Origin of the sequence: Pseudomonas viridiflava (assembly GCF_900184295.1) — a bacterium.
GTDB classification, from domain to species: domain Bacteria; phylum Pseudomonadota; class Gammaproteobacteria; order Pseudomonadales; family Pseudomonadaceae; genus Aquipseudomonas; species Aquipseudomonas viridiflava.
Genome location: NZ_LT855380.1, coordinates 5,134,366 through 5,159,590, shown reverse-complemented (window position 1 = coordinate 5,159,590; position 25,225 = coordinate 5,134,366). Strand labels below are relative to the sequence as shown.

Here is a 25,225-nt window from a genome sequence, read left to right as displayed (position 1 = left end):
TTATGCAGGGGCCATACCCAAAGCAAGATGCTGACGCCAAAGAAGCCACAAAGAGTGGCACGATCGTACAGGAATGTCGCGAAAGTGTAATTTCTGCGCTATTTGATCGTTTGCGTGACCAGTTTTGAAACAAATCGCGCCCCATTAAGAGGCGTCCGGGTGGGGTTAATGCACCCGGTTGGGGCTGCGACTGTTACCTCACTTGCTCAGACTGACCCCGTAGAACGGTGTCAGTCCGAATGGACTGATCTTGAAGTCCTGCACTTCCTTGTGCATCGGCTGGAAAACCCTGGAGTTGGCAATCGGCGTGATCGGCACCTGCTGCTTGAGAATGTGCTGGGCCTGTTGATACAGCTTGATGCGCTCGTCGCGGTTGGTCGTCAGCTTTGCCTGCTGTACCAGCTTGTCGTACGCCGGGTCGCACCATTTGGCGTAGTTGCTGCCTTTGACGGCGGCACAGCTGTACAGCACGCCGAGCCAGTTGTCCGGGTCACCGTTGTCGCCGGTCCAGCCGTAGATCATCGCGTCATGTTCGCCAGCCTTGGCGCGCTTGATGTACTCGCCCCATTCATAGCTGACGATATTGGCCTTGATGCCGATCTTGTCCCAGTCGGACTGGATCATCTGTGCCGACATGCGTGCGTTGGGGTTGGAGGCGCGCTGAACCGTCATGGCCCACAGATCGATTTTAGTGCCCGGCGCCACGCCCGCTTCCTTGAGCAACTGTTTGGCTTTGGTCAGGTCGCGGGGAGCGTCCTTGATCGTCGGGTCATAGCTCCACTGGGCTGGCGGCAGTGCGTTTTCGGCCAGCTGGCCTGCGCTCTGGTAAACAGCCTTGATGATGGCCTGTTTGTCGATGGCCATGTCCAGTGCCTGACGCACCTTGAGCTGATCAAGCGGCGGGTGAGTCACGTTGTATGCCAGAAAGCCGAGGTTGAAGCCCGGCTGGCTCAATACCTTGAGCTTCGGATCCTTCTGCACTTCCTCGATGTCCTGCGGGCGAGGGTAGCCACTGACCTGACATTCGCCGGCCTTGAGCTTCTGCAGGCGCACGGCAGCATCGCTGCTGATCGAGAAAATCAGGTTGTCGATCTTCACGTCTTCGGGTTTCCAGTACTCGGTGTTACCGGTGTAACGGATCTGCGAGTCTTTCTGGTAACGCTTGAACACGAACGGGCCGGTGCCGACAGGCTTCTGGTTGAGGTCCTGCGCCTTGCCTTCCTTGAGCAACTGATCAGCGTATTCGGCCGACTGGATAGAAGCGAAGCTCATTGCCAGGTTCTGTACGAACGCTGCATCAATATTGTTGAGCGTGAATTTGACGGTATTGGCGTCAATCTTCTCGACCTGCTTGATGGTCGTGTTCAGGCCCATGTCGGTGAAGTAGGGCGATTCGGAAGGGTAAGCCTTGCGGAACGGGTGGTTCGGGTCCAGCAGGCGGTTGAAGGTGAACAGCACGTCGTCGGCATTGAAGGTGCGGGTCGGCTTGAAGTAATCAGTGGTGTGGAATTTCACACCTTCGCGCAGGTGGAAGGTGTAGGTCAGCCCATCGGACGACACGTCCCAACGTGTTGCCAATCCTGGCTCCACTTCCGTGCCGCCGCGCTTGAACTGCGTCAGGCGGTTGAAAACGGTTTCAGCCGAGGCATCGAAATCGGTGCCGCTGGTGTACTGACTGGGGTCGAAACCTGCCGGGCTCGCTTCCGAGCAATACACCAGTGTGGTGGCTGCCTGAGCAAGAGGTGCGCAGGCCAGCAGGGCGGTGGTCAGTAGCAGCGGTTTGAAGATGGTGTGTCCCATGGATCCCTCACGAAGTGCGGCAATGACCGTGCTGAGTGTTGACACGTCTAGTGTCGACAAAAGATGTAACACGATAGTGCCGCACTTGGTCGGATAGGGACAAATCTTACTTGCCGGTGATCTTTTTCCACAGGTCCGACAGCGACGTGCTTTTAAAGAAGGTATCCAGGAAGTTGTCACTGCTGTGTTCGAATTGCTGCAGCGCTTCGGACGCATGACTCTGGATATGACGATGAAGCTGATCCAGTTCGTTTTTCAACGTCGCGCGTCTGACCTGTTCAGGATGGGCATCGGCCCATTCACGCAACAGCGTGTCTTGCCAGTCAGTGTCCATGGCGTGAGCGAAGAACCGCGCAGCGACCTGCGAAGGATGTTCGGTTTCATCTACAGAGTGCCACTGGCCCAGTACCGCCTGTCCAACCTGCAGCACGGCATGCCTGGCCAGCAGCGCAGCCGGTTCGTGCAAGGGGTGTTCGGCGTGGTCCTTGGCCAGTTGCGAGTGGGACGGATCTGTCGAACCGTTGGTATGAGGGTCATCGCCAAGCCCGGTCTGGAGATCGTCGATGCTGTTGCCAAGCATTGCCATCAGCCCCAGCAGGACGCTGCCCACGGCATTGCCAAGCAGTCGGCCGGGTGTCGCAATAAATGCATAGAAGCGTTCAACCTGCTCGGAAAAGGGCAGCAGCGCCCAGCCGTCACGTGCCTTCAGAAATTCCTCAAAGGCCCGAAGCAGGTTTTCGTCCGGGTGCTCGCCGAGCAGAATCTGGATGACCTGATCGCGTTCATAGCGAACGCCCGGCTGCAAGGCTTCGAATGGCTTGTCCTTGTTCGGAAACAGTATCTTGCCCAGCGGTGCTGCCAGGCTGGCAATGATGTCGCTGCCGCCGAAACTTCCCGTCACCAACGGCAGACGGTGCCTGCAATCGGCTTCCGACGTCCACGGCAGCACATCGGTATGGCCCAGCTTGATCAGGCTCAGTTCGACGAAGTTGGAGTGGGCGAAGAAGTCTTCGAGGATGTGCAATGCGGCGCCCATTGCCCTGAGCCCGTCAGTGGAGGACGGACCCGCCTGTACGGCGATGTCCAGATCTGTCGCCATGAGATCCACCGAGCGCTGGAGGTAGCGTTTCATGGAAGTCTCGGGATCGACCTGCAAAATGGGGTCGTCGGGCAGCGTCCAGTCTTCGAAGTCAGCGTCACGCGATTTGGGGTTGGCGGGGGCAGGGTTTATGGCCCTGGGGTTGTCGATGTGTTCGGCGGCGCGATACACGCCCAGTCGCTGCGGTGTCACGATGAAGCGCGACCGGTCTATTTTCATTAGATCGGTGAAGGCTTTCACGGCCAGTACATCAACAATTCCGGTCAGGGCTTCGCGAGACAGCAAATCAGGGAAACTCTTGGGCATGTCAGGTGCGCGGACAAGCTTGGGGTCGACCAGTTGCGAATGGTCGCGCAACCAGTTGCCGTAATAGATGGCGCGGATTTCGTCTTTTCTGAAACCGGCTGTTTCCAGAACCGCTTCAATCGAACCGTGGGTATGTCGGTGTTCGTCACCTTCACCGGCCTCGAAGCGAAGCGGCACAGGGAGCGGCTCGGCAATGTTGTCGTGCTGGTCATGGGCGGGTTGGTGGCGTGTCGGGTCTTGAGGATTCATCCGTGATTCCTGAAAGTGGGGCAGGTGCTCGGGTACGCAGCAATGCCCGGTTGGGGAGTGCGGGCAAGTTTACGGATGAAAGAATTTAGTGAAATCAGCCTGCGCGGTTGATGTCGTAAGACGCGGCCGAGGATGGCGGGAATTCTGGGGGTAATAGAAGGCGAAAAGTGGTCGTCAACCTGTGCCATTTGTGAAGCGGAGCGTCACGGGCTGCATGCCCACGCGGAGCATGGGCACGATCGTGTGATTGAGACCCCGATCGTTACCACGCTCCTGCGTGGTAACGCCGCCCAGGACGCTCCGCGTCCGCTCTCGATCCTGAGGACAGAGAGCTTATGGAACCGCCACCTCAATCACCCCGTCTGCCGCGACGCTCACCTGACTGGTGCCCGCTTCAACGTCTGGCGTCGGTGCTGCGTCTTCACGCGAGGACTTCATCATCATGGCCACTGGCGCGCGCAGGTACGGTTGCGGGTAGCCCGAGGTGTTGAGGTTCAGGTTGACCAGCTTGTAGCCGGTGCCGCCCAGCGCTTCGGTGACCAGTTGCGCACGCGCCTTGAACGCCGTGACGGCATCCTTGAGCAGGGTGTCTTCACTGGCCTTGCGCGTGGCGGGGGAGATCGAGAAGTCCATGCCGCCCATTTTCAGGTCGCCGAGCAGTTCGCCGGTCAGCTTGGACAGGGCCGCGAAATCGGCACTTTCCAGGCGGACCTCTGCGCGCTCACGCCAGCCGGTGATCTTCTGGCCCTTGTCATCGTAAATCGGATAGCTGTTACGGCTGCCCTGACGAATTTTCACATCCTTGGCCTGACGCGCCTGGCCCAGCGCCTTGTTCAACGTCTCGGTCACCTGCGCAGCCAGTTTCGCGGGGTCGCTATCCTGCGCTTCGGTGTACAGCGTCACCATCATCAGGTCTCGCTGGACTTCCTGATTGACTTCGGCGCGCAGGGAAATCTGGTTATAGCGGGCTTCTTCGGCCATGGCCGGCAGGCTGGAGAGGGTAACGGCAGCCAGCGCGAAAAGCGTGGCGGCAGGGCGGAGAGTGAACATGAGAACTCCTTGTTATAAGGCGGCCTTCGACGGCTGTCGGACGGCGCAGACTCATCAGACTGTAACCCTTGAGACTGGTTCCTGCACCCCCGACGCGCCCAACGATGCGGCGCGTTGACGCACTTTTCCAGTTTTGCGCCATGCTTGGTTATACTCGTCCCGATCCGCCTGGAGCGCTCATCAGGAGAGCTCATGCTCGCCCCCGTTCAAATGCTTTCAGCCACGCGTCAGAACCTGTGGCGCCTGACATTCATCCGCATCCTGGTATTGGCCGCACAAGCCGGTTCGGTGGGGATTGCCTGGCTGTTCGACTTTCTTCCGCTGCCGTGGCTGCAGCTGTCGATCACTCTGGGCTGTTCGCTGATCCTGTGCCTGCTGACTGTCATTCGTCTGCGCACCTCGTTGCCGCTGACCGAACTCGAATACGCCTTGCAACTGGCGCTGGACCTGCTGATCCACAGTGCGCTGCTGTATTACTCGGGTGGTTCGACCAACCCGTTCGTTTCTTATTATCTGGTGCCGCTGACCATCGCGGCGGCGACCCTGCCGTGGCGCTACTCGCTGATCCTGTCCGGCTTCGCGCTGGGGCTGTATACCTTTCTGATGGTGCAGTCCTACCCGCTGGAAACCTATCCCATTGCTCGCGAAAACATGCAGGTCTATGGCATGTGGCTGAGCTTCGTGCTGGCAGCGGGGGTGATCACGTTTTTTGCCGCGAAGATGGCTGAAGAGCTGCGCCGTCAGGACCAGCTGCGCGCCGAGCGTCGGGAAGAAGGCCTGCGTGACCAGCAACTGTTGGCTGTAGCGACGCAGGCAGCCGGAGCCGCGCATGAACTGGGTACGCCGCTGGCGACCATGAGCGTGCTGCTAAAGGAAATGCGCCAGGACCACAGCGACCCTGCCCTGCAGGATGATTTGGCCGTGCTGCAGGAGCAGGTCAAGCAATGCAAGCAGACCCTTCAGCAGCTGGTACGCGCTGCCGAGGCCAACCGGCGCATGGCGGTTGACTATCAACCGGCGACGCAGTGGCTGGATGAGTCGCTGAATCGCTGGCACCTGATGCGGCCTGAAGTGAGCTATCGCTTCCAGAAACTGGGCAAGGACGAGGTACCGATGCTGGCGCCGCCACCGGACCTCACGCAGGCACTGCTCAACCTGCTCAATAACGCTGCCGATGCCTGTCCCGACGGGCTGGAAGTCAATCTGGACTGGGACAGCACGGAAGTGTGCATCAGTATTCGTGACCACGGCGCCGGTGTGCCGCTGGCCATTGCCGAGCAGATCGGCAAACCGTTCTTTACTACCAAGGGCAAGGGTTTCGGCCTTGGCCTGTTCCTGAGCAAGGCCAGCGTCACCCGCGCGGGTGGCTCGGTAAAGCTCTACAGTCATGAAGAAGGCGGTACGCTCACCGAGCTGCGACTGCCCCGTGACACGCGAGGAGAAGAAGCATGAGTGACGAAGAGATTCAGGTAGACGGCGAAGAGTTGCCGCACCTGCTGCTGGTCGATGACGACGCGACCTTCACCCGGGTCATGGCACGCGCCATGAGCCGTCGCGGTTTTCGGGTCAGCACTGCAGGTTCGGCGGAAGAAGGTCTGATACTGGCGCAGCAGGACATCCCCGAATACGCCGCGCTGGACCTGAAGATGGATGGCGATTCCGGCCTGGTGCTGCTGCCCAAGCTGCTGGAAATGGACCCGGACATGCGCGTGGTGATCCTCACCGGTTACTCGAGCATCGCCACCGCCGTTGAAGCCATCAAGCGCGGTGCCTGCAACTACCTGTGCAAACCGGCGGATGCCGATGATGTACTGGCGGCCCTGTTGTCGGAGCATGCCAACCTCGACACGCTGGTGCCGGAAAACCCCATGTCGGTGGATCGCCTGCAGTGGGAGCATATCCAGCGCGTGCTGACCGAGCATGAAGGCAATATTTCGGCTACCGCTCGGGCGCTGGGCATGCACCGCCGGACCTTGCAGCGCAAATTGCAGAAGCGTCCCGTGCGGCGTTGATGAAGCTTTTTTCATGGTGATCGTTCAAGCGTTTTTTTGCTTCATTGTGGTCAGGCATCGTTCTTTTGCAGACAGCGAGCCTGAATTACATGAAACGCAATGCCGAGTATTCCGTCGTCAACGACACCGTTAAAGGAGCTTTTTTTCCAAGGGTATGGAAACTGATCACGCCGTATTGGCGCAGTGAAGAAAAAACCATGGCCTGGGTGCTGCTGGCCTCCGTGGTTGCGCTGTCACTGTTCAGCGTGCAGATGTCAGTGATGTTCAACAGCTGGTATCGCGAGTTCTACAACGCCTTGCAGAACAAGGACACAGGTGCATTCACGCACCTGATCCTGTATTTCAGCGGCCTGGCCGCCATCGCCATTTTCGCTGCCGTGTATCGGCTTTATCTGACGCAGATGCTTACGATCCGCTGGCGGCGCTGGCTGACCGAGCAGCATTTTGCACGCTGGCTGGCGCACAAGAATTACTACCACCTGGAGCAGGGCGGTTACACCGATAACCCGGACCAGCGTCTTTCCGAAGACCTCAATGAATTTACAACCAGCACCCTGCACCTCGGGCTTGGCCTGATGAGCGCGGTGGTCAGCCTGGTGTCGTTCTCGGTCATTCTGTGGGGCGTGTCGGGGAGTATCGAACTGTTCGGCATCACCATTCCCGGCTACATGTTCTGGGCTGCGATGCTCTACGCCATCGTCGGCAGCTTTCTGACCCACTGGATCGGTCGGCGTCTGATTCCGCTCAACAATCAACAGGAGCGCTACGAAGCGGACCTGCGTTATGCGTTGGTGCGGGTGCGGGAAAACGCGGAAAGCATCGCGCTGTCCGACGGCGAAAAGAATGAAAACCAACGGCTGAGCGGCCGGTTCTCGATGATCTGGCATAACGTCCTGACGTCGATGAAGGTGCAGAAGCGACTGACGTTCTTCACGTCCGGCTATGGCCAGATCGCGATTATCTTTCCGTTCGTTGTCGCAGCGCCCCGGTACTTTGCAGGCAAGATCGAGTTGGGTGATCTGATGCAGATCAACTCGGCGTTCGGCAATGTGCAGGAGAACTTCAGCTGGTTCATCAGCGCGTATGACACGCTGGCGTCCTGGCGGGCGACCAGTGATCGTCTGCTGAGTTTCCGTCAGGCCATGAGCGACCATGAGGCTCAGGTTCCGTCCATTCAAAGGGTGCAGACCGGGAATGCGGTGGACCTGAAAGACCTGGGCCTGACGCTGGCCAGCGGTCGGCAGTTGCTTCAGGACGCGCATCTGCATATAGGGCAGGGCGAAAAAGTGATGCTCAGTGGCCGGTCGGGCAGCGGCAAAAGCTCTTTGCTCAGGGCGCTCGGCGGCTTATGGCCCAAGGGCACGGGCAAGATCGGGATACCGGAAGGGCGTGCCCTGTTTCTGCCGCAACGGCCATATCTGCCAATCGGTACCTTGCGTGAGGCCTTGAGTTATCCACAGCCGCCCGAAAAGTTTCCGGCTGAACGGTACGCCGAGGCGCTGCGCAAATGTCGCCTCGAGCCGTTGGTGGCGCGACTGGATGACAGTGATCACTGGCAACGAGTGTTGTCGCCCGGCGAGCAGCAGCGGATGGCCTTCGCCCGTGCGCTGCTGCTGACACCGCAGTGGCTGTACATGGATGAAGCGACCTCTGCGATGGACGAAGAGGACGAGGCGGCGATGCACCATGCGATCTTCGAAGAAATTCCCGGCCTGACCCTGCTCAGCGTGGGACATCGCAGCAGTCTCAAGCGTTTTCATGACCGGCATGTGCAGGTCGAAGGCGGGCAATTGATCGAGCGCCGGGCGTCTGAACCGGCCTGATGAGGCTTATGGGTAGCGGGGCCGAGCTTTTGGGGTGTGATCATACAACCGCTGAGCTATGATTGACGCTTGTTTAACTGTCCAGAGATCGATGTTGGATATGGAAAATCAAAGCGCTCCGCCCCGCGCCCGTAGAAAGCACCGCAGCCTTGCGCAGGAGCTGGTGACTGAATTGTCCGAGCGTATTCGCAGTGGACAGCTCAAGCGTGGCGATAAATTGCCCACCGAATCCGCCATCATGGAAGAGCAGGGCGTCAGCCGTACTGTGGTTCGTGAAGCGATTTCACGCCTGCAGGCGTCCGGCCTTGTCGAAACCCGCCACGGGATCGGCACCTTTGTGCTGGATACACCGAGCCCGAGCGGTTTCCGAATCGACCCGGCCACCATCGTCACCTTGCGTGATGTGCTGGCGATTCTCGAATTGCGCATCAGCCTGGAAGTCGAGTCCGCCGGGCTGGCCGCGCAGCGCCGCAGCGCCGAGGAACTGGCTGCCATGCGTGCTGCGCTGGACGCGCTGAATGAAAGCGCAGCTCACGCGACCGATGCGGTGGCGTCTGACTTCCAGTTCCACCTGCAGATTGCGTTGTCGACCGGCAACCGCTATTTCACCGACATCATGACCCATCTGGGCACCAGCATCATTCCGCGCACGCGGCTGAACTCTGCGCGCCTGGCTCATGACGATCAGCAGCACTACATGGACCGGCTCAGCCGCGAGCACGAGGAGATCTACGAGGCCATCGCCCGTCAGGACTCCGACGCCGCCCGCGCCGCCATGCGCCTGCACCTGACCAATAGCCGCGAACGTCTGCGTCACGCTCACGAAGAGGCTGAATCGCAGCGCGCCTGATGTGACGCATAGCGTCACGGGCGGCATACCCACGCAGAGCGCTCAGCGTTATACACAAGTCGCGATGAGCATCTGGTGCGAGCACGATTTCAGCAGTGGGAGCGGACTTGTCCGCGAAAACTGGTACATCCGACGAAGATGCAGCGTCTGAAACGCAGTATTCGCGGACAAGTCCGCTCCCACTTTCAGATACCGCATTCCTCCAGGTCGATTTGTGTATAACGATGAGCGCAGAGCGTGGGCACGATCAGTGTCGGGGCGGGCTTGTGTATAACGACGAGCGCAGAGCATGGGCATGATCGGTGTGCTTGAGATCACCGCTCGTTCCCACGCTCCAGCGTGGTAACGCCTCTCTGGACGCTCTGCGTCCGCTGTTGATGTGACGCAGAGCACCTTCGGCTGACTGCCTAAGCAGGGCGTAAGCACGACCAATACGTCGGTCCAGGCACTATGCTCTGTACGAAATCTGCACTTGTCGTATAACTTTCAGCAATCCCGAATCTCGCCAAACCCAGGCCCGCCAAGGCCTTCAGCCCCATTCATCGCCTTGTAAGACAAAAACCCGTAAATGCCTGTTGAGGGAATGTATTTTCAGTTGTACGATGACTTACGACATCGGCACTGCCCCGGTGATCCATTCACAATTTATGTCCCACAGGGTGTTCGAATAATGAATCCACAAGAACTGAAGTCCATCCTCTCTTCCGGTCTGCTGTCCTTCCCGGTTACCGATTTCAATGCTCAGGGCGACTTCAATCGCGCTGGCTATATCAAGCGTCTCGAGTGGCTGGCCCCGTACGGCGCCAGCGCTCTGTTCGCAGCAGGTGGCACAGGTGAGTTCTTCTCCCTGGCCGCAAGCGAATACTCCGAAGTCATCAAGACTGCCGTTGATACCTGCGCCACCAGCGTGCCGATTCTCGCAGGCGTGGGCGGTTCGACTCGCCAGGCCATCGAATACGCTCAGGAAGCCGAGCGTCTGGGCGCCAAAGGCCTGCTGCTTCTGCCGCACTACCTGACCGAAGCCAGCCAGGACGGCGTTGCCGCACACGTTGAAGCGGTCTGCAAATCGGTCAAGATCGGCGTGGTTGTCTACAACCGCAACGTCTGCCGGCTTAACGCCTCGTTGCTGGAAAAACTGGCCGAGCGCTGCCCGAACCTGATCGGCTACAAGGATGGTCTTGGCGATATCGAACTGATGGTTTCGATCCGCCGCCGTCTGGGCGACCGCTTCTCATACCTGGGTGGTCTGCCGACCGCCGAAGTCTACGCCGCTGCCTATAAGGCGCTGGGCGTGCCGGTCTACTCCTCGGCAGTGTTCAACTTCGTGCCGAAACTGGCGATGGATTTCTACCACGCCATTGCCCGTGACGACCACGAAGCAGTCGGCAAGTACATCGACGATTTCTTCCTGCCTTACCTGGAAATCCGTAACCGCAAAGCGGGCTACGCCGTCAGCATCGTGAAAGCCGGTGCGAAAATCGCAGGCTACGACGCAGGTCCGGTCCGTGCGCCGCTGACCGACCTGACTCCAGAAGAGTGCGACATGCTCGCAGCGCTGATGGACAAGCAAGGCAAGCAGTAACACCTCTGAACACAGAACCGCTGAGCGATCAGCGGTTTTGTCGTTGGAATGCATGACCCGTACAGGTAGAAGCTGGCGTCGCCGCGACACTTCTAAGGGGCCTGTAGCGCTACACCCAAAAACAGATTTACCCGCGTAAAAAAATAACTAGTGGGAGTTCAACCGATGCAAACGTCCAAGCCGACGCACGTCCGCTATTTGATCCTGTTGATGCTGTTTCTGGTCACCACGATCAACTACGCCGACCGTGCCACCATCGCTATCGCTGGTTCAAGCATCCAGAAAGACCTTGGCATCAGTGCCGTCACTCTGGGCTATATCTTCTCTGCATTCGGCTGGGCCTACGTGGCCGGTCAGATCCCCGGTGGCTGGCTGCTCGACCGTTTCGGTTCGAAGAAAGTCTACGCCATGAGCATTTTCACCTGGTCGCTGTTCACCCTGCTGCAAGGCTATGTGGGTGAGTTCGGTATCTCGACCGCCATCGTCGCGCTGTTCATGCTGCGCTTTTTGGTGGGCCTGGCCGAAGCGCCATCCTTTCCCGGCAACGCACGTATCGTGGCTGCCTGGTTCCCGACCGCTGAACGCGGCACGGCGTCAGCCATCTTCAACTCCGCGCAATATTTCGCCACTGTATTGTTCGCGCCGCTGATGGGCTGGATCGTCTACACCTACGGCTGGCAGCACGTGTTCATCGTCATGGGCGCGGCAGGCATCGTCTTCTCCGCCATCTGGATGAAGGTCATCTACAGCCCGCGCAGCCATCCGCGCATCAACCAGGCCGAGATCGATCACATCGCCAGCAACGGCGGCATGGTCGACATGGACCAGGACAAATCGAAGTCGAAGAAAGACGGCAGCAGCGGTCCGAAATGGGACTACATCAAGCAGTTGCTGACCAACCGCATGATGCTGGGTATCTACCTGAGCCAGTACTGCATCAACGGTATTACCTACTTCTTCCTGACCTGGTTCCCTGTGTACCTTGTCCAGGAACGCGGCATGACCATCCTCAAGGCCGGTATCATAGCGTCCCTGCCCGCCATCTGTGGTTTCATCGGCGGCGTGTTGGGCGGGATCATCTCCGACTACCTGCTGCGCAAGGGCCACTCGCTGACCTTTGCCCGCAAGGCACCGATCATTTGCGGTCTGCTGCTGTCGACCTCCATCGTGACCTGCAACTACGTTGACATCGAATGGATGGTCGTGGGCTTCATGGCCCTGGCATTCTTCGGCAAAGGCGTGGGCGCACTGGGCTGGGCTGTCATGTCCGACGTATCGCCCAAGCAGATCGCCGGTCTGAGCGGCGGCCTGTTCAACACCTTCGGTAACATTGCATCGATCACCACCCCGATCGTGATTGGTTACATCATCAGCACCACCGGCTCGTTCAAATGGGCACTGGTGTTCGTCGGCGCGAACGCGCTGCTGGCGGTGATCAGTTACATTTTCATCGTGGGTGAAATCAAGCGTGTGGAATTGATAGAGCCGCCTGTAAAGGGGCCATTGCCGACCGACACGGCCAGCAACCTTTCCGAAGCAAAATCCTGAGGAAACCGTGATGAACCTGATTCAACATGCCGATTCTCCACGTTACATCCGGCTGCATCCGCTGGATAACGTGGTGGTCGTGGTCAACGACCAGGGTGTGCCGGCCGGAACCGAATTCGATAACGGCCTGGTGACTGTCGATAACGTACCGCAGAGCCACAAGGTCAGCACCGTTGACCTGGCCGAGGGCGACGCCGTGATTCGTTACGGCCATACCATCGGCTACGCCCTGCAACCGATACCGCGTGGCAGTTGGGTCAGGGAAGACCAGTTGCGCATGCCGTCAGCGCCCGCGCTCGACAGCCTGCCGATGTCCGATGCCGTACCTGCGAAGGGCGAGCCGCTGGAAGGCTACACCTTCGAAGGCTATCGCAATGCCGATGGCACCGTAGGCACTCGTAACATTCTGGGCATCACCACTACCGTGCAGTGCGTGACCGGCGTGCTCGACTTCGCCGTCAAGCGCATCCGCGATGAACTGCTGCCCAAATACCCGAACGTCGATGACGTGGTGGCGCTGACCCACAGCTACGGCTGCGGTGTAGCCATCACCGCCACCGACGCCTATATCCCGATCCGCACTGTGCGTAACCTGGCGCGCAACCCGAACCTGGGTGGCGAGGCGCTGGTGATCAGTCTGGGCTGTGAAAAGCTGCAGGCCGGCCAGGTGATGCACGAGGGCGACAGCTCGGTGGACCTGAGCGAGCCCTGGCTCTACAGGCTTCAGGACTCCAGCCACGGTTTCAGTGAAATGGTCGAGCAGATCATGGATCTGGCTGAAGTGCGCCTGAAGAAGCTGGACCTGCGTCGTCGCGAGACGGTACCGGCCTCCGAGCTGATTCTGGGCATGCAGTGCGGCGGCAGCGATGCGTTTTCCGGCATCACCGCCAACCCGGCGCTGGGCTATGCATCCGACCTGTTGCTGCGTGCAGGCGCCACTGTGATGTTTTCCGAAGTGACCGAAGTGCGTGATGCCATCTATCTGCTCACCTCCCGTGCGCAGGATCAGGACGTCGCCCAGGCGCTGGTGCGCGAAATGGACTGGTACGACCGTTACCTGGCCAAAGGCGAAGCGGATCGCAGTGCCAACACCACGCCGGGCAACAAGAAGGGCGGGTTGTCGAACATTGTCGAGAAGTCCCTCGGGTCGATCGTTAAGTCAGGCAGCAGCGCCATCAACGGCGTGCTCGGCCCTGGTGAGAGGGTCAATGGCAAAGGGCTGATCTTCTGCGCCACACCGGCCAGTGACTTTGTGTGCGGCACGCTGCAACTGGCGGCCGGGATGAATCTGCACGTGTTCACCACCGGGCGCGGCACACCGTATGGTCTGGCGATGGCTCCTGTGGTGAAGGTGTCGACCCGCACCGAGCTGGCCCAGCGCTGGCCGGACCTGATCGACATCGACGCAGGCCGCATCGCGACAGGACGCGCCAGCATCGAGGATCTGGGGTGGGAGCTGTTCCACTACTACCTGGAAGTGGCCAGCGGCAAGAAAAAGACCTGGACCGAGCACTACCGCCTGCACAACGACATCACCCTGTTCAACCCTGCGCCGATTACCTGAGGGTGCCGGGGCGTGGTCCCTGCAGGTGAAATCGAGACATTTCGGCAATCCGTGATGATCGTTCCCACGCTCCTGGGTGGTAACGCCGCCCGGGACGCTCCGCGTCCCGATTGGGACTGAGTTACGCAGGTTGTGCAGGTGTGCAACCCGGACGCGGAGCGTCCTGAGCGGCATTCCCACGCGGAGCGTGAGGAACGATCAGTGTAAAGGCTGACGTGTGCGTAGCTGATCGTGCCCACTCCGCGTGGACATGCATCCCGGGACGCTCCGCGTCCCGATTGGGACTGAGTGCGCAGGTCTTGCAGTTGCCGCCAGCCGCCTCATTTTCTTCATTTGATTGAAAGTGTTAGTGAATTTAACGGCTTCTTTCTTTGCCACAAAGGGATCAGTATCCGCAGCAGGTAGATTGCCTGCCCGGTACATCCGGCCATTCAAACGAGCCATCTTCACTTTTCGACACTGGCCTGCCTCACGCTGGCCAAGGAGACCTTTCTTGTCTTTCAAACAACCGATGTCCTGGGCTTCTGCGGCCTTGATGGTTGCGCTCGGTAGCCAGGCTGTTCAGGCTGCGACCCCCGCCAAGCTTCCAGAAGACAAGCCTGTGGGAAAAATCGAACAGGTCTTCGCGTTCCATGATGCGATGCCCACGGGCGTCAGCGTCACTGAAACAGGGCGCATTTTTGTCAACTTCCCTCGCTGGGGCGACAAGGTGCCGTTCACTGTCGGCGAATTACGCGACGGCAAGGTAGTGCCTTACCCTGACAGCGCCTTGAACCAGGCGGACCCACAGCATCCCGATAAGGGGTTCATCAGCGTTCAGAGCGTTGTCGCCGACGGTTTGGGCCATTTGTGGATACTCGATACCGCTGCACCTGAGTTCTCCAAACCGGTCGCTGGCGGCGCCAAACTGGTGGCCGTTGACCTCAAGACAAACAAGGTCGTCAAGACGTTGGTTTTCCCTGAGAACGTCATTCTGTCAGGCACCTATGTCAACGATATGCGTTTTGACTTCAGTGCCGGGAAGGAAGGCGTGATTTATGTCACCGACTCATCTGTCAGTGGCCCCGGCGCAATCATTGTCATGGACATTGCGACCGGTAAGGCCATGCGGCGTTTGAGTGGCGCAGCCTCGACGTCGGCAGACCCCGCCTTCGTGCCGAGGGTTGAAGGCCAAGTGCTGAAAATGCGTAACGCCGATGGGACCAGCAAACCGTTTGCGGTTGCTTCCGACGGTATCGCTCTGTCCTCGGACCGCCAGACCCTTTATTTCTCACCACTTTCCAGCCGACACCTGTATTCGGTGCCGACCAAGCTGCTGCGCGATCCAGCCGTGACTGAAGAGCAACTCGTCGCCGCAGTACAGGATCTGGGAGAAAAAGGGCCGTCGGATGGGCTGGAAGCCGACAGCGAAGGCGCGGTCTACGCGGGCGATTACGAAGACAACAGCATTCGCAAACGTCTTGCCGACGGAACCTGGCAGACGGTCGCTCACGATCCTCGAATGCTGTGGCCGGACACGTTGTCGGTGGCAAATGACGGCTACCTCTACTTCATCGTCAATCAGTTGCATCGCCAGGGACTGTTTCATGGCGGCAAGGATCTGCGGGAAAAGCCCTACAGCCTGTTCCGGGTGAAGATCGACGCTAAACCGGCCAGGACGCGCTGAGTTCACGCCGTTGCACAGAGCTGCTTCTGCCCGCAGGGCGTGGGAGCTCTCGCAGGTTAGGACGGCAGCGATGGGCTGCGCAGCGGCCCTTGATTGCATCGGGTACACCGCGTGCGCAGGCCTTGCTGCCGGTTCCCGGCAGATCGCCGGCAAGCCGCCTCCCACAGTCCGGTGTTTGCTGCGCGACGGTGTGTTGTCGAAGGCCTGATGGGCTCCCCATCAGGTTCGGCCTCACATCATCCAGCCGGCACGTCCCCCAGTACGGTGCGCACGTAATCAGGTGTGAGCACGTGGTACCAGAGCAGTATCGTCGACACCAGAATCGTCACGAGCACCAGCACGCCGACGCCCCACACTGCAGCCGCGTAGAGCGGTGCGTTGCCGGGTGGCAGGCGCATGAAGGTGCGAATGCCGATGATCAGCAGAAAGGTCGAATGAATGGCGGCAAGCCCGAGTACCAGAATCATCAGCCAGCGGCTGGGGTAAAGCCCTGCAAGGCCCGCGATGAAAAACGGGGTGATGGTGTAAGTGGCGAAGCCGATGCACTGGTTGAGCGTTGGCCGCGCTTCTGAGGTGCGTGACAGCCAGCGGATGAACGTGCCCATCAGCGCTGTACCGGCCAGAATGGCGATGTACAGCAGGGCACATAACTGCAAGGCGCTTTTGGTGCTCAACCAGACACGATCTTCAAGTGTCATGCTCCAGCCCACCTGTGTCGTACCGATGTACAGGCAGACGGCCGGGATCAGACCAAGCAATATCAAGTGCGGCAGGTATTGGCGTGGGCTGTGCTCTTCCTCGTCGCGTATGTCTCTCCACGCGTGGGCGGGGCGGGTGAACAGCTTGACGATAAATGCGTTCATGACATTCCCTCCGGTGGCGAACGGGTCTCGCAGGTCCTTGCGAGCCTCTTCGGATTGAATACGACGTGACGCAATGGTTTCACCGCACTGGACCGATGGCGGCCGAGCGCTCGGAAAAAGCCTGATTTTTCCTACTTCTCTGAACTTTAAGGTGCTCTCACGCCTCTTCTACAGTAAGGGCGCCGGTCTGGCCGCCTTCGTTGAATGTGCAGGAGATTTCAAATGCCTTGGATATCGGAAAATCATTTGTGGCTGTTTACAGCGATTACGGCGTTGATCGTGATTTCGGATATATGGGCGGTGATGCGTGTTCGTAAGAGCGTCACGGAGTCCAGCAACAAACTGATGTGGATCATCGTGATCGTCGCCGTGCCGATTCTTGGCGTGCTGGCTCTGCTGGTTGCAGGCCCGCGTCACGTCGACACGCCCGCCAAGCCTGAACAGCAAAGCACCAAGTACTGATTCGGTCGTCAAGGATCGCTTGCGGGTCATGAGTACTTGGCTGAGTGGTGAGGGTAATCCACCAGCCGAGCGCCAATGACCATCTCGCTGATCCAGTTGGTCAGCATCGAGCTGTAGACGCTCTGGCTGATATCGCTGCTCAGCGCATGGTCGGCACCGTCCACCAGGCGATAGGTCAGCGAGTGCGCCAGCTCGAAGGCACTGCGATAGCTCATCAGCGTGGCGTGCGGTACATAGTCGTCACGCTCTGATTCAATCAGCAGCACATCCCCTCTGAATTCCTTGCAGGCTGCCAGCGCACGATTGTCCGCTGCGGTGACGGCCGAGCGCCGGTAGTGCGCGAGTCTGTCGCGATCCAATTCCTGCTTGGGCATGTCCCAGTCGGCGTCCCAATACAGGGCAGGTACGCGCAACGCCATCCATTTGACCGGGCGCATCGCACTCAGGATGGTTGCCAGATAACCCCCGTAACTTGTGCCGATCACCGCAATGGCCTCTGGGTCCACAGAAGGGTGGCTGACGAGTCGGTCATAGGCGGCCAGCAGGTCCTCCAGGCTCTGCTCACGTGACACAGTGGCCCGAAGGCCCTCGGTGCGCTCATGACCGCGCAGGTCGAAGGTCAGGCAAACACAGCCCAGCCCCGTGATGTTCTTGGCCCGTGCCAGGTCGCGCTGCTGGCTGCCACCCCAGCCATGGACGAACAGAATGCCGGGAAACTTCTCGCACGGCGTGACGATGGACCCGGAGATGGATTGGCTGCCTACCTTGATCTCGATGATTTCACTGCGAACGTTCATAGAGGCTCCACCTGAACGAATTTGCTGATGAAGCCCACCTGAGGGTCGTCGCCCTCATAGAGCACCTGGGCATCGGCGGGAAGCGTGGTCTTGCCATACACCTCGTGGGTCGAGACAGTGACCTGTTGCAGCGCCGGGTCGGCATTGAACAACAGCAAGGCCTCTACTTCCGCTGCGCTGGCACCGCCGATGCGCCAGGATTGCTCCAGCACGCCTGAGCACTGCTGGCCTTGCGCATTGGTGCCTTGGGCGATGTCGTAGTTGCGGCGGGACGCGATGAAGCCGGGAAGGCAGGCAAATGCGGCGCTCTCGTAAGCCAGCGCCTGCTGCACGGCGTGCCTGACCGAATCGTCCAAAGGCAGACGCAACAAGGCCTGATAATCGCCCCGCACGAGGTGCAGGCGTGAACCGCCGTAGACGGTTTCACCCTGATTGTCCCGTGTCAGGTCCTGAGTCCCGTAATAACTGGCGGTCAGCCCGGCGACCTGAACCTGACCGACGCTGAAGGTCACGACCTCTGTCAGGTTTTCTTCCAGCACCAGACCGTATTCCCGTACCTCGTCCAGGTTCTGCCATGAGATGGCTTCAGCCAGCTCAGCTTCGGTCGTCACCACCACCTGACCGCGTCCTGCTGTCGCCAATACCGGTTTCAGTCGCACCGGACCGTTGGCGAGCATCTGTGTGCCGACCTTCAGCGCATCCTGTTCGGCAAAAACCGAGAAGCCAGCGAGCACGGCCTGCGCAGCCTGACGGTGAAACGCGTCTGACCAGCCGGGCGGTTTATGCGTTGCACTTTCGGGCAGCGGATGCGAAAGGGCCTTGGTCGCCATGAACGGTTCTGCGATCACGCCGCCGAACAGATCGTCGGCAGATCGAATACCGGGATGATCCCGTTCGATCAACGTCTCGGACGGGACGAAATACAGATTCCGCCCCCGATGAATCAATTCGTCGTACAGCCCGACGAACTCTGCGCCGAGCAGCGTCGCCAGCTTTTGCGCCAATACCTGGTGAACCACTGTTTCATGGGTAGAAAGGGCTTTGCGCGTAGGCAGCAGAACAACGTCGGTCTTGCCGGTTACGGTCCCGGTCATGAGCAACTCCTGTCAGTCACACAGTGTGCGGCGGATTCGTTATGACGCTTTCTTCAGCGCGCTGATCAGCTCCTGCTTGTTCATGGTCGAGCGACCGGCAATATTCAAGCCTCGTGCACGCTGCATCAGGTCCACTTTGGTCTGCGATTCCAGCGACTGGTTGTGGCGCGGTTCACCGAGTTTCGTCGCCACGGCACGCTTGGCGGAATCCTTGCGCGCTGCCGACTTGCTCGACGCCGGTGTCCTTGTTCCCGAACCGCCCTTGCGTTCGCCGCCGCCGGACTGTTTGTTGACCGTGGCCCAGGCCCGCGCTTCTGCCTCACCTTTCGAAACACCCTTTTCTTCGTAGCTTTCTTCGATATGTTCGGCCTTGCGTTTCTGCTTGTCGGTGTACTTGTCTTTATTGGCGGTGGCGTCTTTTTTCGAATTCGCGGCAGGCATGGTCTGTCTCCTATCGATCTGAATGACGGTTCGGCCGGATGTCAGAAGCGCGGACATGCTTGCAACGTACGCTTCACGCTGGCCTTGAAATTAGGAAGGACGCGACGGCGGGCGAGTTCAGCGAAAAAGGATGAGCGGCACGGTGGCAAAAATCTGAAACTCTGCAATTCTTCTGCAATGACGAGGTGTTTACATGCTCGCCATCCAGACCTGATTGAGGAGAAAGCGCATGTCGATCATTAGCAAATGGGCGTTACAGGCAGTTGTGCTGTTTTTGCTGGGCTGGATGGCTACGTTAACCACACACTGGAGTCATTCTGTGGTCAGTGGCACAGGCAGTGATCGGCTGGCCGAGCTGAACAGTGGGGCATTGAGCAATCCAGCTGCACTGGCTACCAGCGATTCCGGACAGCCTCGCTCGCAAGTGGAGTAAGTCGGATCGGGCAGGCTTTGCATGCGCGATACCGCTCACTTTTTCGCAGGCAAAAAAATGGCCCACAACAGGGTGGGCCAAATGGGATTCATCAAAGGAGTGGGTTCAATTTACCCAGCCTGACGTGAAGAAGATGTGAAATGGATGTCACCGAAACGAGAATGAATTTCAGTTTTTATTCAGGTGCATATTCAGCAAAAGATGGATGGCAAAACGCCGCTGTCAGGGCAGCGGCGTTTCAGTTGTTACAGAAATAAATGTTACAGGAAACAAAAGCAGAAACAGCTCAGCGAGCCATCGCCCTCGAGCGTCGTTCAGGCGCGCTTCGTTCGGATACGGCATGTCGTGCGGACAGCGGAAGAGAGTGGGGAGCGTCGATTCTGGATTTCATGCGGTCAGCAAATTCTTTGGCTTCCTGCCAGCTCCGGCAAGTCACCGGATAATCGTCCAGCTTCACGACCCAGTGGGCCCCGTAAACACCTTCTTCAATTCGGATAAGCATTATTGGCATCTCCAGTCAGCAAGGATGAGTCTGTGCCGAGCACCGGCGCGAAAGCAGACCGGCAAAATCCTGCGCCGAAAAGCGGCGTTGAGCTACAAAAAAATACAAATCCCGACCAATGTGCCTGTGCAACGCAATGTGTTGCGCTACACAGCACTCAAAGCGTGTTTGCAGGGCGAGCCTGACGCATGGATGTGACAGCTTGACGTTGGTCAGAACGCCAGCTTGAAACCGATCATGCCCAGCATGATCGCCAGGAAAGGACGCAGCAGATCGTCAGACACGCGCCCGGCCATGTGGCTGCCGAAATAGATGCCCGGCAGCGAGCCCATCAGCAGCCAGCCCAGCAATTCCCAGTTCATGTTGCCCATGCTGGCATGGCCCAGGCCTGCAACCAGGGTGAGGGGCACCGCGTGGGCGATTTCGGTTCCCACCAAACGGCGGGTCGGCAGCAATGGGTAAAGAATGAACAGCGCCACCGTACCGAGGGCACCTGCACCAATCGACGTCAGCGCAACCATGGTGCCAAGAATCAGGCCCGTGACCACGGTGAGCACCGTCAGGCTGGTGCCCTTGAAAAAGGAATGTCCGTCGCCACGCCCGTGGGCGAAGGCCAGCAGTCTTTTCTTGAACAGAACGGCGAGGGCGGTCAACAGCAACACGAAACCCAGCGCCTGTTTGATGATGGCGTTCAGGGCGTCGGGTGCGGCATGCAGGGTGCTCAGGAACCACAGCGTCAGCAACACCGCAGGCACGCTGCCCAGTGTCAGCAGCCCCGTGATTTTCCAGTCGATATTGTCGTTCTTGCGATGAACCAGCACACCGCCCGATTTGGTAATGGCGGCGTACAACAGATCAGTGCCTACAGCGGTGGCCGGATTGATACCGAACCACAGCAGTATCGGGGTCATCAACGAACCCCCGCCGACACCGGTCATGCCGACGATGAAGCCCACTACCAGTCCTGCTACTACAAACCCTAAACCACCCGCTTCCATATCCAACCCTGTCAAGCAAACGTATCAGGCAAAAAGTGGCGGGCAGCATAGCGGCTTTGGTTATGAGCGGTTATGAAGATGTGTTCTAAGGTTATAACCGTTTATCGCGGGTGGCAGCCGCAAGTGTTGCCTCGGCAACACTTTGCAGGCGTTGCGTGGGGCTTAGCCAGTTCACCATCATGTCGGCTTCAAGCGGTTTTGCGATCAGGTAGCCTTGCCCTTCATCGCAGCCCCATTGTTTGACCAATGTGCGGATCTCATCGGTTTCGATCCCTTCGGCAACGACGCAGTAACCGAGTTTTTTCGCCAGACCGATTAGCGCTTTCACCAGACGTTGATCCGTCTCGTCCGAGACCAGGTTGCAAATCAACGACTGGTCGAGCTTGACGGTGGTGGCTGGCAACTGACGCAGATAGTTCCAGTTGCTGTAGCCGGTGCCGAAATCGTCAATCGCGACATCCATGCCCATTTCGCGCATGCGTTCGAGCTGACTGCGAACCTCGGCAGGGTTCTGCATCAGCGCGCCTTCAGTGAACTCAAGTTCGAAGCGGGTCGGGTGGATATCGTGTTCACGCAGCAGGCTGATCATGGTGTCGGTAAATGCCGGGCCGGTGAGGTCTTCCGGCGTCACGTTGATCGCGATGCGGAAATCGAAACCCTGGCGCTGCCAGTGGGCTGCCTGCTCAATTGCGTTTCTGAGCACCCACAGGCTCAACGGGCGCATGAGCGCGGTCTTTTCCGCCAGCGGCACGAACTCCGCCGGACCGATCGGCCCCAGGGTCGGGTGATTCCAGCGCAACAGCGCTTCAACCGAAGTGCAATGGCCGGTCTTCAGATCGATGCGAGGCTGATAGACCAGACGCAACTGGTCGTGTGAGTGCACGGCGTTGGTCAGCGAGCTGAGCAGCTTGAAGGCACGCTGCTGAGCGGCATCGGAATGGGGTTCATACATGGCCCAGCCGACATTGCGGTCACGGGCGTTGTCAGCAGCGCTGATCACCAGGCGCATCCAGTCCTGCTCGGTGCTGGCGGCGTTGTCCAGCGCCACTACGCCAAGGCCGACCTGCATCTGCACGGGAATGCCGCGACACTGCACCGGTGTTTCGAAGTCCTTGAGAATCGCGCGGAACATGTTTTCAGTCGCGGCTTCTTCAGGCAGCAGAAAGGCAAAGCGTGTCGGGCTGACCTTGTAGAGCGAGCAGTCGTGCGGCAAAAGACGCTGCAGACGGTCTTTGATCGCCATCACCAGGTCCTGTGAATAGCTGTAACCCAGCGCCTTGACGATGTCGTTGAGAAACTCGGGGGTGATCATGTCCGCAGCGACCAGCCGATAGTTCTGCTTCGAACTCAGCGTCTGGGTGATGTCTTCCTCCAGGCGCGAGCGGTTATACAGGCCGGTAGGCTGGTCGATGAAGCAGCTCATTCTCAGCCCGACGATGCGTTTCATTACCAAAGAGGCGAATCGCTTGAGCATGTTCGCCTGCTTTTCGCTCATCGGCGCACGGGGGCTGGTGTCGATCACGCACAGACTGCCCAACGCGATGCCGTCATCAGTGATCAGCGGCGCCCCTGCGTAGTAGCGAATGCCAGGGTGCCCAGTGACCAGGTTGTTATCCATGAACCGCTCATCGAGCGTCGCGTCGGTCACCTCGAACGGCTCATCGGCCAGGATCGTGTAGGCGCAGAACGAAACGTCGCGAGGGGTTTCCTGGGCCTGCAGACCAACCCGGGCGCGGAACCATTGTCGATGCTCATCGACGATGGAGATCAGCGCGATGGGGGCGTCGAAGAAATTGGCAGTCATTTCCACGATTTCATCGAAGACATCGTCCGCCGTGTTCTCGAGCACGCACAGCTCCGCTATACGCAACAGACGTTGCGTTTCGTTAAACGGGATAGGGGCGCAAGCGTTCATGAGTATCTCGGAGGGGGTACATGGGTGATGACTATATGACATCACGAAGTTCACTTTATCAGCGCACCATTTTTATCTATAGCCCCACACAAGAACTTCAACGCGCTAAAAAACCTGTCCCGTCTGCTCTGAATAAGGCTTCACCCCTTTAAAACCGGGCGGTCTGGATCAACCTGAACGGGATTGAACGAATTTGCCATTCGTCGTTCAGCCTTCAGATTTCCGGATCGACTGCCCCGAAGGCGCTTTCTATTGCTTACGACAGCACTCAAGCGGTCGGCCGATAACGGAGGACAACAACAATGGCTAACACTGGGGAAAACAATCCCGGCAATTTCGCCAACGACCCGGAACGGGCATCCGAAGCAGGAAAAAAGGGTGGTCAGGCGTCAGGCGGCAATTTCGCCAATGACCCGGAAAGGGCGTCCGAAGCAGGAAAAAAGGGTGGTCAGGCGTCAGGTGGCAACTTCGCCAACGATCCTGAGCGTGCATCCGAAGCCGGCAAGAAAGGCGGGCAGGCTTCGGGTGGCAATTTCGCCAATGATCCTGAGCGGGCAGCTGAAGCAGGCAGAAAGGGAGGACAGGCATCGGGTGGCAGTGATGACCGTGAAGAGTCGGATAAATCCTGACGCGATCATTCTTTCAGCCTGACCCGTTGTTGATAGCGTTCAACATTCAGCCAGCGTAGCCGACCGGGATATAAGAGAGTCGAGTTGAGCAGTCACGCTGACTGAGTCCTCTGATCAAATAAACACATCAGATTTTCAAACTCCCGCCCGCGCAGTTAAAGTGCGCGCCCCGAGAAAGGGTCTCGGGTATGGGTTATGGAGTTTTATCAGTGAAGTACATCAGTAAAGTCGTCGCATCCGCAGCGTTTGGCCTGGTTTTGGCAGGCTGCACCGGTGCGCCGATCAAGTCGCCGCATTACGACAGCAGTCAGTACACAGTTCTGGGTCACAGCGAAGCAAGTGCTACCGGGTTGATGCTGTTTGGCTTGATTCCCATCCGTCAGAACAGCCGCTTTGTCCGCGCTCAGGATGCGGCCATCAAGGCCAAGGGCGGTGATGCGCTGATCAATACCCAAATCCAGGAGAAGTGGTTCTGGGCCTGGGTTTTGAATGGTTACACCACGACTATCTCCGGCGACGTCATCAAGCTGAAAACTGCGCAGTAAGTTTTCGGTTTTTTAGTCGAACGCGTTTGAAGAGCCCGGTTCATACCGGGCTCTTTGGTTCTGCAGGGTCGATAATCGAGTGCGATCAGTGTGATGGAGAAGCGTGTATTCAGACCTCAGTCGGCTCTGACAGCAGGGCGATCTGGCCTTGCAGCTCAGTGAGCTGCTGGTGCGCGTACAGCGTGTTGGCGATCAGCGTGCAGAACACTTTGAGGGTTTCCAGAAGCTGCTCGTCGTCGAGCTTTTTCGGCAGCGGATCGAGGCCGCACAGCGTGCCGAAGAAATCACCGGTCGGAAAAATGATCGGCAGCGAGAAATAACTCTGAAAACCGAATTTTGCCGGAATGAAGTGCTGGGCGTATTCAGGATCGGTCGCGACTTCGTTGATCACGATAGGCTGGCGATTCAATCTCAGTTCGTTGCAGAACGTGTTTTCCAGTTTGAGCTCATGACCGGCATCCAGCCCGAAATTGAGTTCGTCATATACAGCACATGCGGTCCAGCTGCTGTCGGTCACTTTGGCGATTGCGGCGAATCTGAGCCCGGTGAGTCGGGTGACCAGTCTCAACAAGCTTGAGGTGGTTTCGATTTCACTGATGACGGCCAGTTCTGCGGAAGTCAATGTGGTGTTCAATGGTGATGCCCCGACCTGGTCATTGAGAAGCTGGCAAAGCATCAGGCAGTTCTTGAACTGCATCACACTTTCGCCGCTGCTGATCCTGCCACACCTGATCAGGGGTTACATGAAATATTCCTGGAATATGACAGCAGGCCCTTTAACGGCAGAGCATTGGCGTCAATAAGCGTTCGCAGTTGCATGCACTAACAAGGCTGCCGATCAGAAAACAACGCACTCATGCTGCGGCAAAGAGCCATTAGTACACCTGTACTATAGAGCGTGTTTTTACTCGCTGATAGGCTCCTTGATTGCCCATTGAGTCGATGCAGGCCTGTCTGCCGCGCGTATGCCCACGGCCTTTCAGGTCCTGAAACGCTC

Annotated in this window: 23 protein-coding genes; 12 read left to right on the top strand and 11 right to left on the bottom strand. The window is 58.6% G+C overall.

The window, feature by feature from the left end; genetic code table 11:
• Positions 1-198: 198 nt before the first annotated feature.
• From CFBP1590_RS23205 to CFBP1590_RS23195, 3 genes are all read right to left on the bottom strand, one after another.
• Positions 199-1,800, bottom strand: a complete 1,602-nt coding sequence (locus CFBP1590_RS23205) for an ABC transporter substrate-binding protein (RefSeq protein WP_088236013.1) — start codon at positions 1,798-1,800, stop codon at positions 199-201.
• Between the two features lie 106 nt (positions 1,801-1,906).
• Positions 1,907-3,454 carry an HET-C-related protein gene (locus tag CFBP1590_RS23200; RefSeq protein ID WP_088236012.1) on the bottom strand — a complete coding sequence of 516 codons (1,548 nt, stop codon included), beginning with the start codon at positions 3,452-3,454 and terminating at the stop codon, positions 1,907-1,909.
• Positions 3,455-3,787: 333 nt separating this feature from the next.
• A complete protein-coding gene (locus tag CFBP1590_RS23195) occupies positions 3,788-4,504 on the bottom strand; it encodes an SIMPL domain-containing protein (RefSeq protein WP_058431854.1) in 717 nt (238 codons plus the stop codon).
• A 192-nt stretch (positions 4,505-4,696) separates the two neighbouring features.
• Here CFBP1590_RS23195 and CFBP1590_RS23190 point away from each other — a divergent pair, with 192 nt between their 5' ends.
• From CFBP1590_RS23190 to CFBP1590_RS23150, 8 genes are all read left to right on the top strand, one after another.
• Positions 4,697-5,956 (top strand): ATP-binding protein, encoded by a 1,260-nt coding sequence (locus tag CFBP1590_RS23190; RefSeq protein ID WP_025994187.1) that lies wholly within the window; start codon positions 4,697-4,699, stop codon positions 5,954-5,956.
• Positions 5,953-6,516 (top strand): response regulator transcription factor, encoded by a 564-nt coding sequence (locus tag CFBP1590_RS23185; RefSeq protein ID WP_025994188.1) that lies wholly within the window; start codon positions 5,953-5,955, stop codon positions 6,514-6,516. The genes CFBP1590_RS23190 and CFBP1590_RS23185 overlap by 4 nt, the downstream gene beginning before the upstream one ends.
• Positions 6,517-6,605: 89 nt before the next feature.
• The gene (locus tag CFBP1590_RS23175) at positions 6,606-8,339 is read left to right on the top strand and encodes an ABC transporter ATP-binding protein/permease (RefSeq protein WP_088236011.1); all 1,734 of its coding nucleotides are present in this window, start codon (positions 6,606-6,608) and stop codon (positions 8,337-8,339) included.
• 100 nt (positions 8,340-8,439) lie between these two features.
• Positions 8,440-9,189 (top strand): FadR/GntR family transcriptional regulator, encoded by a 750-nt coding sequence (locus CFBP1590_RS23170; protein WP_004883131.1) that lies wholly within the window; start codon positions 8,440-8,442, stop codon positions 9,187-9,189.
• A gap of 670 nt (positions 9,190-9,859) precedes the next feature.
• Positions 9,860-10,771 (top strand): 5-dehydro-4-deoxyglucarate dehydratase, encoded by a 912-nt coding sequence (gene kdgD / locus CFBP1590_RS23165; protein ID WP_004883139.1) that lies wholly within the window; start codon positions 9,860-9,862, stop codon positions 10,769-10,771.
• Positions 10,772-10,936: 165 nt separating this feature from the next.
• Positions 10,937-12,319, top strand: a complete 1,383-nt coding sequence (locus CFBP1590_RS23160; protein ID WP_029241998.1) for an MFS transporter — start codon at positions 10,937-10,939, stop codon at positions 12,317-12,319.
• 10 nt (positions 12,320-12,329) lie between these two features.
• Positions 12,330-13,883 (top strand): galactarate dehydratase, encoded by a 1,554-nt coding sequence (garD, locus tag CFBP1590_RS23155; RefSeq protein WP_029241999.1) that lies wholly within the window; start codon positions 12,330-12,332, stop codon positions 13,881-13,883.
• A gap of 511 nt (positions 13,884-14,394) precedes the next feature.
• Complete coding sequence (locus CFBP1590_RS23150; RefSeq protein WP_374729073.1) at positions 14,395-15,549, top strand: L-dopachrome tautomerase-related protein; 1,155 nt, start codon at positions 14,395-14,397, stop codon at positions 15,547-15,549.
• A gap of 236 nt (positions 15,550-15,785) precedes the next feature.
• On the opposite strand, the gene CFBP1590_RS23145 is transcribed toward CFBP1590_RS23150, so the two are convergent.
• On the bottom strand, positions 15,786-16,412 hold the full coding sequence (locus CFBP1590_RS23145) for a Yip1 family protein (protein ID WP_043306779.1): 627 nt from the start codon (positions 16,410-16,412) through the stop codon (positions 15,786-15,788).
• A gap of 222 nt (positions 16,413-16,634) precedes the next feature.
• Between CFBP1590_RS23145 and CFBP1590_RS23140 the strand changes: the two genes are divergently transcribed.
• Complete coding sequence (locus CFBP1590_RS23140; RefSeq protein ID WP_004883154.1) at positions 16,635-16,874, top strand: PLD nuclease N-terminal domain-containing protein; 240 nt, start codon at positions 16,635-16,637, stop codon at positions 16,872-16,874.
• A gap of 26 nt (positions 16,875-16,900) precedes the next feature.
• Here CFBP1590_RS23140 and CFBP1590_RS23135 read toward each other — a convergent pair whose 3' ends face one another.
• Genes CFBP1590_RS23135 through CFBP1590_RS23125 form a run of 3 tightly spaced genes read right to left on the bottom strand, consistent with a single transcriptional unit; the run spans position 16,901 to position 19,206 of the window.
• Complete coding sequence (locus tag CFBP1590_RS23135) at positions 16,901-17,671, bottom strand: alpha/beta hydrolase family protein (protein ID WP_088236010.1); 771 nt, start codon at positions 17,669-17,671, stop codon at positions 16,901-16,903.
• Positions 17,668-18,771: a DUF3182 family protein gene (locus CFBP1590_RS23130; RefSeq protein ID WP_374729012.1), complete on the bottom strand. Its 1,104-nt coding sequence runs from the start codon at positions 18,769-18,771 to the stop codon at positions 17,668-17,670. The genes CFBP1590_RS23135 and CFBP1590_RS23130 overlap by 4 nt, the downstream gene beginning before the upstream one ends.
• Positions 18,772-18,804: 33 nt before the next feature.
• On the bottom strand, positions 18,805-19,206 hold the full coding sequence (locus tag CFBP1590_RS23125) for a Rho termination factor N-terminal domain-containing protein (protein WP_029242004.1): 402 nt from the start codon (positions 19,204-19,206) through the stop codon (positions 18,805-18,807).
• A 229-nt stretch (positions 19,207-19,435) separates the two neighbouring features.
• On the opposite strand from CFBP1590_RS23125, the gene CFBP1590_RS23120 reads away from it, so the two are divergent.
• Positions 19,436-19,639: a hypothetical protein gene (locus tag CFBP1590_RS23120; protein WP_088236008.1), complete on the top strand. Its 204-nt coding sequence runs from the start codon at positions 19,436-19,438 to the stop codon at positions 19,637-19,639.
• Between the two features lie 286 nt (positions 19,640-19,925).
• On the opposite strand, the gene CFBP1590_RS28355 is transcribed toward CFBP1590_RS23120, so the two are convergent.
• The 3 genes from CFBP1590_RS28355 to CFBP1590_RS23105 all read right to left on the bottom strand — a co-directional run bounded on the left by CFBP1590_RS28355 (position 19,926) and on the right by CFBP1590_RS23105 (position 23,054).
• Positions 19,926-20,141 (bottom strand): hypothetical protein, encoded by a 216-nt coding sequence (locus tag CFBP1590_RS28355; protein ID WP_004883170.1) that lies wholly within the window; start codon positions 20,139-20,141, stop codon positions 19,926-19,928.
• 212 nt (positions 20,142-20,353) lie between these two features.
• The gene (locus CFBP1590_RS23110; protein WP_025994198.1) at positions 20,354-21,139 is read right to left on the bottom strand and encodes a sulfite exporter TauE/SafE family protein; all 786 of its coding nucleotides are present in this window, start codon (positions 21,137-21,139) and stop codon (positions 20,354-20,356) included.
• Positions 21,140-21,230: 91 nt separating this feature from the next.
• Positions 21,231-23,054, bottom strand: coding sequence for a sensor domain-containing phosphodiesterase (locus CFBP1590_RS23105; RefSeq protein WP_088236007.1), 1,824 nt, complete (start codon positions 23,052-23,054; stop codon positions 21,231-21,233).
• Positions 23,055-23,356: 302 nt separating this feature from the next.
• Between CFBP1590_RS23105 and CFBP1590_RS23100 the strand changes: the two genes are divergently transcribed.
• Entirely contained in the window at positions 23,357-23,683 is a 327-nt protein-coding gene (locus tag CFBP1590_RS23100) for a con-10 family general stress protein (RefSeq protein WP_029242006.1), read from the top strand.
• A 209-nt stretch (positions 23,684-23,892) separates the two neighbouring features.
• Positions 23,893-24,228, top strand: coding sequence for a hypothetical protein (locus CFBP1590_RS23095; RefSeq protein ID WP_029242007.1), 336 nt, complete (start codon positions 23,893-23,895; stop codon positions 24,226-24,228).
• A gap of 109 nt (positions 24,229-24,337) precedes the next feature.
• Here the strand turns inward: CFBP1590_RS23095 and CFBP1590_RS23090 are convergent, their stop codons facing one another.
• The gene (locus CFBP1590_RS23090; protein ID WP_050562178.1) at positions 24,338-24,862 is read right to left on the bottom strand and encodes a GAF domain-containing protein; all 525 of its coding nucleotides are present in this window, start codon (positions 24,860-24,862) and stop codon (positions 24,338-24,340) included.
• Positions 24,863-25,225 lie beyond the last annotated feature (363 nt).

Excerpts from the sequence above, each read along its gene's own strand:
- kdgD (WP_004883139.1), top strand. The coding sequence starts at position 9,860 with ATGAATCCACAAGAACTGAAGTCCATCCTCTCTTCCGGTCTGCTGTCC.
- CFBP1590_RS23120 (WP_088236008.1), top strand. The coding sequence starts at position 19,436 with ATGTCGATCATTAGCAAATGGGCGTTACAGGCAGTTGTGCTGTTTTTG.
- CFBP1590_RS23160 (WP_029241998.1), top strand. The coding sequence starts at position 10,937 with ATGCAAACGTCCAAGCCGACGCACGTCCGCTATTTGATCCTGTTGATG.
- CFBP1590_RS23200 (WP_088236012.1), bottom strand. The coding sequence starts at position 3,454 with ATGAATCCTCAAGACCCGACACGCCACCAACCCGCCCATGACCAGCAC.
- CFBP1590_RS23145 (WP_043306779.1), bottom strand. The coding sequence starts at position 16,412 with ATGAACGCATTTATCGTCAAGCTGTTCACCCGCCCCGCCCACGCGTGG.
- CFBP1590_RS23100 (WP_029242006.1), top strand. The coding sequence starts at position 23,357 with ATGGCTAACACTGGGGAAAACAATCCCGGCAATTTCGCCAACGACCCG.
- CFBP1590_RS23150 (WP_374729073.1), top strand. The coding sequence starts at position 14,395 with ATGTCCTGGGCTTCTGCGGCCTTGATGGTTGCGCTCGGTAGCCAGGCT.
- CFBP1590_RS23175 (WP_088236011.1), top strand. The coding sequence starts at position 6,606 with ATGAAACGCAATGCCGAGTATTCCGTCGTCAACGACACCGTTAAAGGA.
- CFBP1590_RS23205 (WP_088236013.1), bottom strand. The coding sequence starts at position 1,800 with ATGGGACACACCATCTTCAAACCGCTGCTACTGACCACCGCCCTGCTG.
- CFBP1590_RS23170 (WP_004883131.1), top strand. The coding sequence starts at position 8,440 with ATGGAAAATCAAAGCGCTCCGCCCCGCGCCCGTAGAAAGCACCGCAGC.
- CFBP1590_RS28355 (WP_004883170.1), bottom strand. The coding sequence starts at position 20,141 with ATGCTTATCCGAATTGAAGAAGGTGTTTACGGGGCCCACTGGGTCGTG.
- CFBP1590_RS23110 (WP_025994198.1), bottom strand. The coding sequence starts at position 21,139 with ATGGAAGCGGGTGGTTTAGGGTTTGTAGTAGCAGGACTGGTAGTGGGC.
- CFBP1590_RS23125 (WP_029242004.1), bottom strand. The coding sequence starts at position 19,206 with ATGCCTGCCGCGAATTCGAAAAAAGACGCCACCGCCAATAAAGACAAG.
- CFBP1590_RS23195 (WP_058431854.1), bottom strand. The coding sequence starts at position 4,504 with ATGTTCACTCTCCGCCCTGCCGCCACGCTTTTCGCGCTGGCTGCCGTT.
- CFBP1590_RS23105 (WP_088236007.1), bottom strand. The coding sequence starts at position 23,054 with ATGAACGCTTGCGCCCCTATCCCGTTTAACGAAACGCAACGTCTGTTG.
- CFBP1590_RS23135 (WP_088236010.1), bottom strand. The coding sequence starts at position 17,671 with ATGAACGTTCGCAGTGAAATCATCGAGATCAAGGTAGGCAGCCAATCC.
- garD (WP_029241999.1), top strand. The coding sequence starts at position 12,330 with ATGAACCTGATTCAACATGCCGATTCTCCACGTTACATCCGGCTGCAT.
- CFBP1590_RS23140 (WP_004883154.1), top strand. The coding sequence starts at position 16,635 with ATGCCTTGGATATCGGAAAATCATTTGTGGCTGTTTACAGCGATTACG.
- CFBP1590_RS23185 (WP_025994188.1), top strand. The coding sequence starts at position 5,953 with ATGAGTGACGAAGAGATTCAGGTAGACGGCGAAGAGTTGCCGCACCTG.
- CFBP1590_RS23190 (WP_025994187.1), top strand. The coding sequence starts at position 4,697 with ATGCTCGCCCCCGTTCAAATGCTTTCAGCCACGCGTCAGAACCTGTGG.